The 8376-nt window shown below is 70.1% G+C and carries 9 protein-coding genes; 6 read left to right on the forward strand and 3 right to left on the reverse strand.

Annotated features, from left to right (window positions below):
• Window positions 1-173: 173 nt before the first annotated feature.
• From ACIQ3R_RS11855 to ACIQ3R_RS11865, 3 genes are read right to left on the reverse strand one after another with little or no spacing between them, the layout of a single operon-like run.
• Window positions 174-1253 carry an acyl-CoA dehydrogenase family protein gene (locus ACIQ3R_RS11855; protein ID WP_397418724.1) on the reverse strand — a complete coding sequence of 360 codons (1080 nt, stop codon included), beginning with the start codon at window positions 1251-1253 and terminating at the stop codon, window positions 174-176.
• Between the two features lie 14 nt (window positions 1254-1267).
• Window positions 1268-2446, reverse strand: a complete 1179-nt coding sequence (locus ACIQ3R_RS11860) for an acyl-CoA dehydrogenase family protein (protein ID WP_397418726.1) — start codon at window positions 2444-2446, stop codon at window positions 1268-1270.
• A gap of 1 nt (window position 2447) precedes the next feature.
• Complete coding sequence (locus tag ACIQ3R_RS11865) at window positions 2448-3074, reverse strand: glutathione S-transferase family protein (RefSeq protein ID WP_397418728.1); 627 nt, start codon at window positions 3072-3074, stop codon at window positions 2448-2450.
• Window positions 3075-3213: 139 nt separating this feature from the next.
• Between ACIQ3R_RS11865 and ACIQ3R_RS11870 the strand changes: the two genes are divergently transcribed.
• The 6 genes from ACIQ3R_RS11870 to ACIQ3R_RS11895 all read left to right on the forward strand — a co-directional run.
• On the forward strand, window positions 3214-3486 hold the full coding sequence (locus tag ACIQ3R_RS11870) for a BrnT family toxin (protein ID WP_397418740.1): 273 nt from the start codon (window positions 3214-3216) through the stop codon (window positions 3484-3486).
• A complete protein-coding gene (locus ACIQ3R_RS11875; protein ID WP_397418730.1) occupies window positions 3467-3796 on the forward strand; it encodes a helix-turn-helix domain-containing protein in 330 nt (109 codons plus the stop codon). The genes ACIQ3R_RS11870 and ACIQ3R_RS11875 overlap by 20 nt, the downstream gene beginning before the upstream one ends.
• Window position 3797: 1 nt before the next feature.
• Window positions 3798-4562, forward strand: a complete 765-nt coding sequence (locus tag ACIQ3R_RS11880) for a hypothetical protein (RefSeq protein WP_397418732.1) — start codon at window positions 3798-3800, stop codon at window positions 4560-4562.
• Window positions 4563-4778: 216 nt separating this feature from the next.
• Complete coding sequence (locus tag ACIQ3R_RS11885; protein ID WP_397418734.1) at window positions 4779-5753, forward strand: glutathione S-transferase family protein; 975 nt, start codon at window positions 4779-4781, stop codon at window positions 5751-5753.
• A gap of 274 nt (window positions 5754-6027) precedes the next feature.
• A complete protein-coding gene (locus ACIQ3R_RS11890) occupies window positions 6028-7995 on the forward strand; it encodes a hypothetical protein (RefSeq protein WP_397418736.1) in 1968 nt (655 codons plus the stop codon).
• An 88-nt stretch (window positions 7996-8083) separates the two neighbouring features.
• Window positions 8084-8376, forward strand: a 293-nt coding sequence (locus tag ACIQ3R_RS11895) for a hypothetical protein (RefSeq protein WP_397418738.1), incomplete at its 3' end; no start/stop codon positions are given.

An 8376-nucleotide genomic window follows, 5' to 3' on the forward strand; every position in this document is an offset into this window, starting at 1 on the left:
GGCGTTCTCCGCCCCCGCCCGCGGGCCGCGCTGCTCGGCGCGGCCCGTTTCTTTTCTGGGGTGAAGCCCCCTCCGTCGGCTCCGCCGCCACCTCCCCCGACGGGGGAGGACCAAGACCCAGCTTTCCTCCCCCAACGGGGGAGGGGGACCGCGCGAAGCGTGGTGGAGGGGGGCTAGGCCGCCAGGCCCTGCAGCCGCGCCGCGTCCGCGCGCACCGCCGCCGGGCCGCCCAGCATCTGGCGGTTGAAGCCGATCCGCTTGAACCAGTAGTGCAGCCCGACGAGGTCGGTGAAGCCCATGCCGCCATGCACCTCGGTCGCCGTGCGGGCGACAAAGGTCCCCACTTCGGAGAGGTGCGCCTTGGCCAGGCACGCATCCAGCGAGGCTTCCTCCGGCAGCGAGTCGAAAGCGTGCCCCGCCATCCACACCGCCGCGCGGCAGGGCTCCAGGCTCGCCGCCATCTCGGCGCACATGTGCTTCACCGCCTGGAACGAACCGATGGCGCGGCCGAACTGCCGCCGCTCCTTCGCATAGGCCACCGCCTGATCCAGCATGGCCTGCGCCGCGCCCAGCGTGTCGGCCGCCAGGATCACCCGCCCGGCATCCAGCAGCGCCCGCCCGACGCCCGCGCTGTTCGCCAGCGGCTCAGCCGGCGCGCCGTCCAGCACCAGCTCGCCGGTCGGCCGGGTCGCGTCGATGGTGTTGAGCCGGATCCGCGTCAGCCCCGGCGCATCCGCCGCCAGCAGGTGCAGGCCGCCGGTCCGGTCCGCGACCACATAGGCGTCGGCCTCGAAGTCCAGCACGAACAGCGCCTTGCCGCTCAGCCGCCCGCCGCTCGCCGTGACGCCCGCATCGTCCCGCGCGCCGGCCAGCTCCGAGATCGCCGCGCCGACCACCACGTCGCCGGTCGCGATGCGCGGCAGCCACGCCGCCTGCTGCTCGGCCGATCCCGCCCGCATCAGGGCCAGCGGCGCGATCACGCTCGACGCCACATAGGGCGCCGGCGTCACGTGCCGGCCCAGCTGCTCCGCCACCAGCGCCGCGTCCAGCAGCGACAGCCCCGACCCGCCGTGCGCCTCCGGCACGATCAGGCCGCTGACGCCCAGGTCCGCCAGCCCCGCGATCACGTCGGCGGCGCGCGCTTCCTTGTTGGCCGCAAAGGCCCGGGTCCGCGCCAGGGCGCCGTGATCGCCCAGGTACCGCGCCACCGCGTCCTGCAGCATTTCCTGTTCCGAGGAGAGACCGAAATCCATGATCCAGACCTCCTTCAGGCCGCCGGCTTGGGTTCGCGCGGCAGGCCCAGGCCCACCTCGGAGATGATGTTCTTCTGGATCTGCGAGGTGCCCCCGCCGATGATCAGCCCCAGGAAGTACATGTAGTCCCGCTGCCAGGAGCCGCCGCCACGCAGGCGCGGGGTGTCGCCATAGAGCAGGCCCAGCTCGCCCATCACATCCACCGCGAAGCCTTCCAGCTCATGCCGCAGCTCCGTGCCCTGCAGCTTGACCACCAGGCTCGATATCCCCGCCGGCGCGCCCCGCACCGACAGCGACAGCAGCCGCAGGTCGTGGCACCGCGCCGCATGCACCCGCGCCTGGATCGCCACCAGCCGGTCGCGCATCACCGGGTCGTCGACCAGCCGCCGCCCGTCCAGCATCTCGGCCTTCATCAGCTCGATCAGGCCGTTCAGCCGCGACTGCATCTGGTTGGGATCGGCCAGCGAGCCCCGCTCATGCTTCAGGATCGAGTTGGCCACCTTCCAGCCTTCGCCCCGGCGACCCACGATCTGGCCGGCCGGCACGCGCACGTCGGTGAAGAACACCTCGTTGAAGTTGGCCGCGCCGGTCATGTCCACCAGCGGCCGCACCTCGATGCCCGGCGTCTTCATCGAAAACAGCAGGAAGCTGATGCCCTCGTGCTTCTTCGCCTCGGGCTCGGTCCGCACCAGACAGAACATCCAGTGGGCGTGCTGCGCCGTCGAGGTCCAGATCTTCTGGCCGTTGATCACCCATTCGTCGCCGTCCAGCTCGGCGCGGGTCTTCAGCGCCGCCAGGTCGCTGCCCGCCTCCGGCTCGGAATAGCCCTGGCACCACAGCATCTCGCCGGCCAGCGTCGGGGCGATGAACTGCCGCTTCTGGTCCTCGGTGCCCATCTCCAGCAGGGTCGGCACCAGCATCGAGATCCCCTGCCCGCCCATCCCCTGCGAGACGCGCGCCCGGGCGAATTCCTCGGCGATGATCCGCGATTTCAGGATGTCCGGCTTGGCCCCATGGCCGCCGTACTCGGCCGGGATCGTGCGGGCCGCATAGCCCTGCTCGATCAGCAGCTTCTGCCAGGCCTTGGCGTCGCCGCCCAGACCCGGCCTCGGCGCCTTGTCGGCGTTGGCGGCCAGAAACCCGCGCACCTCGTCGCGAAACGCCTCGTATTCCGGGCTGAGATTCAGATCCACGTCAGGCCTCCTGTCCCGCCGCCTGCCGCGCCCGCGCACGCTGGAACGCGGGCCGTTCCTTCAGCCGCTCCAGATAGTCGCGGCTGCGCGGCTTGTAGCGTTCGTGCAGCCCCAGGGTTTCCCCCAGGAACAGCGCGTAGTGCACGGCGATGTCGGCCATGGTGAACCGCCCGCCGCACAGAAATTCCCGATCCTCCAGCGCAGTCTCCACCGCGCGCAGCCGCGAGAGGTACCAGATCGAATAGTCCTCCACCGCCTGCGGCAGACGGCGCTCCGGCGGCTCCAGCCGCGTGTAGCGAAGCACGATGGTCTGCGGGAACGTCAGGGTCGCGTCGCTGCGGAACAGCCAGTTGATATAGTCCCCATAGTCCGCCTCGCCCGGCGCGATGCGCAGCGGCGTCGGCGCGTTCATCTCCGCCAGATAGTGGCAGATGCCGCTCGACTCGGTCAGCGTCACATCCCCGTCCACCAGGGTCGGCACCGTCCCCAGCGGGTTGATCGAGAGATAGCCCGGATACCGCGCCCGCGGCGGAAACGGCATCACCACCAGCTCGTGGTCGACCCCCAGTTCCTCCAGCGCCCACAGCGCCCGCAGCGATCGCGCATCGGCGCAGTGATAGAGCTTCATGCCGCCGGTCTCCCGCAATCCACGAACAGCGCGTCCGCCGACCCTACCGGCCTTCCCCTGCGGCGGGAAACCGAAGGATGGTCGAAGCGGGGGCGAGGTATCGCTTGCCAAAACTACGCCAGAGACGTAGTTGCCCGATGTGCAATACGTGTTCGACCCCGGCAAGGACCGATTGAACCGGGACAAGCACGGCGTATCTCTGGCGCTTGCCGAAGTCCTCTTCGCCGGTCCGGTCGTGGTGACCAAGGATGATCGCTTTGACTACGGCGAAGTCCGCCAGATCGCATTCGGAATGATCCGTCAGCGAATGTTCGTGTGCGTCTTCGCCGACCGGCCCGGCGAGCGTCGAATCATCTCGCTCCGCAAGGCCAATCAACGGGAGGTCCATCGCTATGCCGAACGCCTTAAGTGACGCCGCCCGCGCGGCCCTGGCGGCCACGGACTGGGATCGCCTGGACGGGATGAGCGACGCCGACCTTGCGCGCCAGATCGCCGCCAACCCCGACGCCGCGCCTGACATGGCGCCGATGATCGACGTGCGCGCGATCCGCCGCGCCGTCGGCATGACCCAGGCCGAGTTCGCCGCAACCTACGAATTCAGTCTGCGGACGCTGCAGGAGTGGGAGCGCGGCGCAAAGGCGCCAAGCGGCCCCGCCCGAACCTTGCTCCGCGCGATCCGCAGCGACCCGGAAGGGCTCCGGCGGGCGTTGGCGACGGGGTGACATGCCCGCCCAACCCCCCGACCCCGAAACCGACCTCTTCCGGCCCTACGCCGAGGTCCTGCTCCGGTTCGCCCAGGCCGCGGCGGACCGCACGGGGCGCCCCCTCGCCGACGCCGCGCTCGAGGTCACCAACCTGCATCGCCGCCTGGGCTTCGGCCGGGTGCAGAACGGCGTCCCCGCGCCGCAGTGGCGGGCCTTCGCCGAGGGGCTCGACGCCGGCCCCACGCCCGCCGCCCGTCTCGACTGGACCGTCGCCGCCTTCGCCCGCGCCGCCCTGACCCCGCCCGCCCCCGGCGGCCAGGCCGAGTTCGGCTGTTTCAGCTATGAGCTGATGGAGGACGATCAGGTCGTCCGCATCCACTTCACCAACCGCGAGGACGACCCGGATCAGAGCCCCCTCGTCCAGGCCAAGATCGCCCGCCGCCGGGCCGAGCTTCAGGCCCTGTTCGCCGACGTCCGGGCCCGCGCCCCCGCCGCCCGGCGCGTCCGGGGCGGCTCCTGGCTCTACAACCTTGAGGCCTACCGCCGCCTGTTCCCCGCCGCCTATGTCGACTCGATCCGGACGCCCGACCGCGTCCGCCTCACCGGCACGTCGACCTGGGGCCAGCTGCTCGACTTCCGCGGCCGGGTGAAGCCCGCCGCCCGAGCCGCCCTGATCGCCAACCTCCCCCGCCTCGACCCCGCCGCCCCCTGGACCGCCTTCCCCCTGCGGGCGCTGGACGCGGAGTGCGAGGTGGAGGCGTTCTATTCGGCGTATGGGGTGTGAAAGACGTGAGAGACGCGGGCCGTCCCGGCGACGCCCCTGGCGACCCCGTCCGGCCCCGCCACGGTACGTCATGGCCATTCGGGACTATGTGGGTGTCCCACGTTTCCGGTCGGTTGTACGAACCGAAATTCGAATTCCGGTCTAAAGTCGCTTTCCGCGTGCAAGCCTCGCGCGGAGCGGAATAGTGTTCCCGCCGCAACGGCGCGGGAGGTTGTCATGTATGGGCTCTATGGCTCCACACCGAGCCTGTTCACGCGCAAGCTTGAGGCCGCGCTGATCTTCTATCGGGCGCCGTTCGAATTCATCTCGAAGCCGTCGCACCCCGATCCCAAAGGTCTCGAAGCACGTGTGGGCACCCACCAGGTTCCCGTCCTGCAAACGCCCGAAGACTGGGTGATCGCCGACACCACGCCGATCATCGAGATGCTTGACCACCGCTTCCCCCAGCGACGCCTGTTTCCGCCGGGCCCGCTCGGGGTCATCGCCCATCTGGTCGAGGAGTGTCTCGACGAGTGGGTGGCGCGGGTCATGGTGCATTACCGGTGGCATTATCCGGACAGCGCCGCTTTCGCCTCGGAGGTCATCGCCGACGGCGACCCCGTGAGGGCGGAGTTCATCCGCGGATGGGGCCCGCGGGCCTGCCGCGCCACCGGCACCGAAACCGCCTTCCATCAGCAGGCCGCCGAGGCGGAATACATCCGCCTGCTGGCCGCCGCCGAGGCGCAGCTGGGCGAGACGCGCTATCTGATGGGCGACCGGCCGACCCCCGCCGACTGCATGTTCCTGGGCGGCCTGCGGGCCCATACCCTGCACGACCCGGATCCGCGGAAGGTCGTGGAAGCCTATCCGCGCGTGGTGGCCTGGTCGACCACGGCGGATGCGTGGGACGGCGGCGGCGACTGGGCGTCGTTTCCGCAATCCACGGCGTTTGCGCGCCACGTTCTGGGCGAGCTGGCCAGCAGCTACCTGCCTGTGCTGCGCGGACACCGGGCGGCGGCCGCCGCAGGGCTGAAGGCGTTTACGGTGGAAACCCACGGCCAACCCGCCAGCTATCTCACGCGGGCGTATCCGATCCAGTCCTGGTCCCAGATTCAGGCGCGCCTCGACCGCCTGGAGCCTCGGGATCGCGAAGCCGTGGCGGGATGGCTCACGGACCAGGGCCTTGCCGGAGACCTCGGCCCGGAAGCTTGAAGGCCTTCGCCGGGCCGGAATTGTTCCGCGAGGATTCAGGGGACTGGATATCCTGTCCCCGAGTTCGGTCGCTTCTGCGCCCTCTAAGGGTTTGATCGGCTCGCTGAAGAGAGTCGGCTATGCGCCAGGAGGGGACATTGGCATCTGGGCCAAAAGCGGACCCTCCCAATGTCCGCGATGGGGGGAAACCGGACCTATCGCCCTATCAAGTCCGACCGGGTGATTTGACCTCCCTTCGCTGGTCCCTCACTGTGGTGAAGGGTGGGAACATAAAATGGCGGGCGTGACGGACGACGGCACGCCTCGGCGGCGGCGGGCAAAGGCCGAGCCTGCGCCGACCACACCGGATCCCATCGAAATCGCCATGGAGGCGGCGGCGTCGGGCGCGGTGCCGGAAGGTGTCGCCCACGAGGTTCTTCGCAAGCAGAGCGCCCTGATCGGCTGGCAGATCGCCAGTGAACGCGCCGGGTTTGCGCTGAAGGTGCTGACCGGGGCCGCAGGTCTCGCCGCAGCTGCCATGCTGGGCGTGATGGCCTGGAACGCCAGCCAGGACGACAGCCTGGTCATAGACCCCGTCAGCGCGCCGGAGGATCTCGTGCGCGATGGCGCCACCGGGGCCGCGCTGGCGCATGCGCTGCAGGACCAGCTGGTGCAGCTGCGGGCCGAAACGCGCGCGCAGCTGATTTCGGCCGAGGTGCGCGAAAGGGACGGCGGCGGGCTGAAGGTGCAGATCCCCGGCTCCGGCGTCAGTCTCGCCGACCTGGACCTGGCGCTGCGCCAGGCGCTCGGGCGGCAGACCCACCTGTCGGCCGAGGTCTCCCGCGTGACCTCCGGCGCCGAGAAGGGCGCCTTGGCGATCACCGCGCGGCTGGGCTCGCAGCCCGGCGTGCGGCTGGTGCAGCCGGACGGCGACCTGGACGCCCTGATGGGCCGGGCCGCGGAATACGCCTACCGCACCGCCGAACCGATCAAATATTCCAGCTGGCTGGCGGAACGTGGGCGGACCGGGGAGGCCGCTCAGGTCCTGAACCGCCTGACCGGCGTCGGCTCCGACATGGACCGGGCGCAAGCCTTCTATGCCCTCAGTTTTGGGCAGATGGGGGAAACCCTTGCCCGCCGCCGCGACCTGCTCGCCGAGGCAGTCCGCCTCTCCAAGGGGCGTGTCGGGCTCAACGACTACGCCGTCGCCGAAAATGGCCTGGGTCACGCCGAGGCCGCCTATCTGGCCCGTGTGCAGCTGATGAAACGCCCGGACACGGACTTGTCTTTGGCTCGCTTCACAGATGAGCAACGGGCTTTCATCAAGTTGCTTCCTGCCGCCAACCTGACCAGCAGCCTGGGCGACTACAATGGGCAGTTGGTCATCCCCTGCAGTCGCCTGAAGGTCTCGCCTTGCGAGGCCGCCAGCCTCATCAACGCCGTGCGCGCCAATCCGGCGCTGGCCGACCCCTCGCGAGACAACCGGGTCCACAACGGCGCCGCGACCCTCGCAAACTTGCACGACCTGCAATCGGCCGAGGCGCTTCTCGCGCTCAGACCTCCGCAGCCCCCCGATATGTTGCCCGCGATCCTGGCCAATGACGATAGCCAGTGGCTGACGCCGCGGGCGATTATCAACCGTGAACGTGAAGACTGGCCCGCGGTGCTGCGCGACGCCGATGCGTGGGAGGCGCTGGCGACGAAGTGGCCGTTCCTTCGTATCACTTACTCCGTCGGCAGTAGCCGCGGGTTGGCGCTTGCGGCGCTCGGCGACCGGGCGGGCGCCGAGCGCGCCGCCGCGATGCTGCCGCTCGACTGCTATCGCTGCGTCATCCGGCGGGGCCTGATCGCGGCCCGGCTGGGACAGTCAGCCGCCGCCGACCGCTGGTACGCCGAAGCTGTGCGGCAGGGACCGTCGCTTCCCCAGGCCGAGGCGGAGTGGGCGGGGGTGCTGCTGAAGCAGGGCCGCGTCGATGCCGCCCTGGCCCAGGCCGCCGCCGCCGCTCGGAAGGGCCCGAGGTTCGCCGATGCGCACGAGGTCTGGGGCGAGGCGCTGCTGGCCAAGGGCGATGCGCGAGCCGCGGTTCGCAAGTTCGAGGCCGCGGCCAAGCTCACCCCCCGCTGGGGACGGCTGCACCTTAAGTGGGGCGAGGCGCTAGCGAAGCTCGGCAAGGCCGATGAGGCCCGGGCGAAGTGGCGTGCAGCGGCATCAATGGACCTGTCGCCAGCCGACCGCGCCGAACTCAAAGCGCAGAGGGTCTGAGATGGGGCGCCCTCCGAGTAACACTCCGAGGCGGCCACGGGTGAAAGCCGAGCGTGCCCCGACGACACCTGACCCCATCGAGATCGCTATGGAGGCTGAGGCAAAGAGCCGTGCGCCCGGAGGGCAGGCCAGCCTCCTGCTCGCTGACCAGCGACGATTGATCCGTCGCCAGATCGCCAGCGAAGACCTCAGCATCGGCCTCAAGCTCCTGACCGGCGCCGCCGGCCTCGCGGTCGCCTTTGCCCTCGGCCTGATGATCTGGTCCGCCAGCCGCGCCGACGGGCTGGTGATCGAGGCGTTCTCCGTGCCCCCGGCGCTGGCTGAGCGGGGGATCACCGGCGAGACCCTGGCGCGCCAGTTGATGGACGACCTGGCAGCCAT

The organism is Phenylobacterium sp., from assembly GCF_044371015.1.
Lineage (GTDB): Bacteria > Pseudomonadota > Alphaproteobacteria > Caulobacterales > Caulobacteraceae > Phenylobacterium.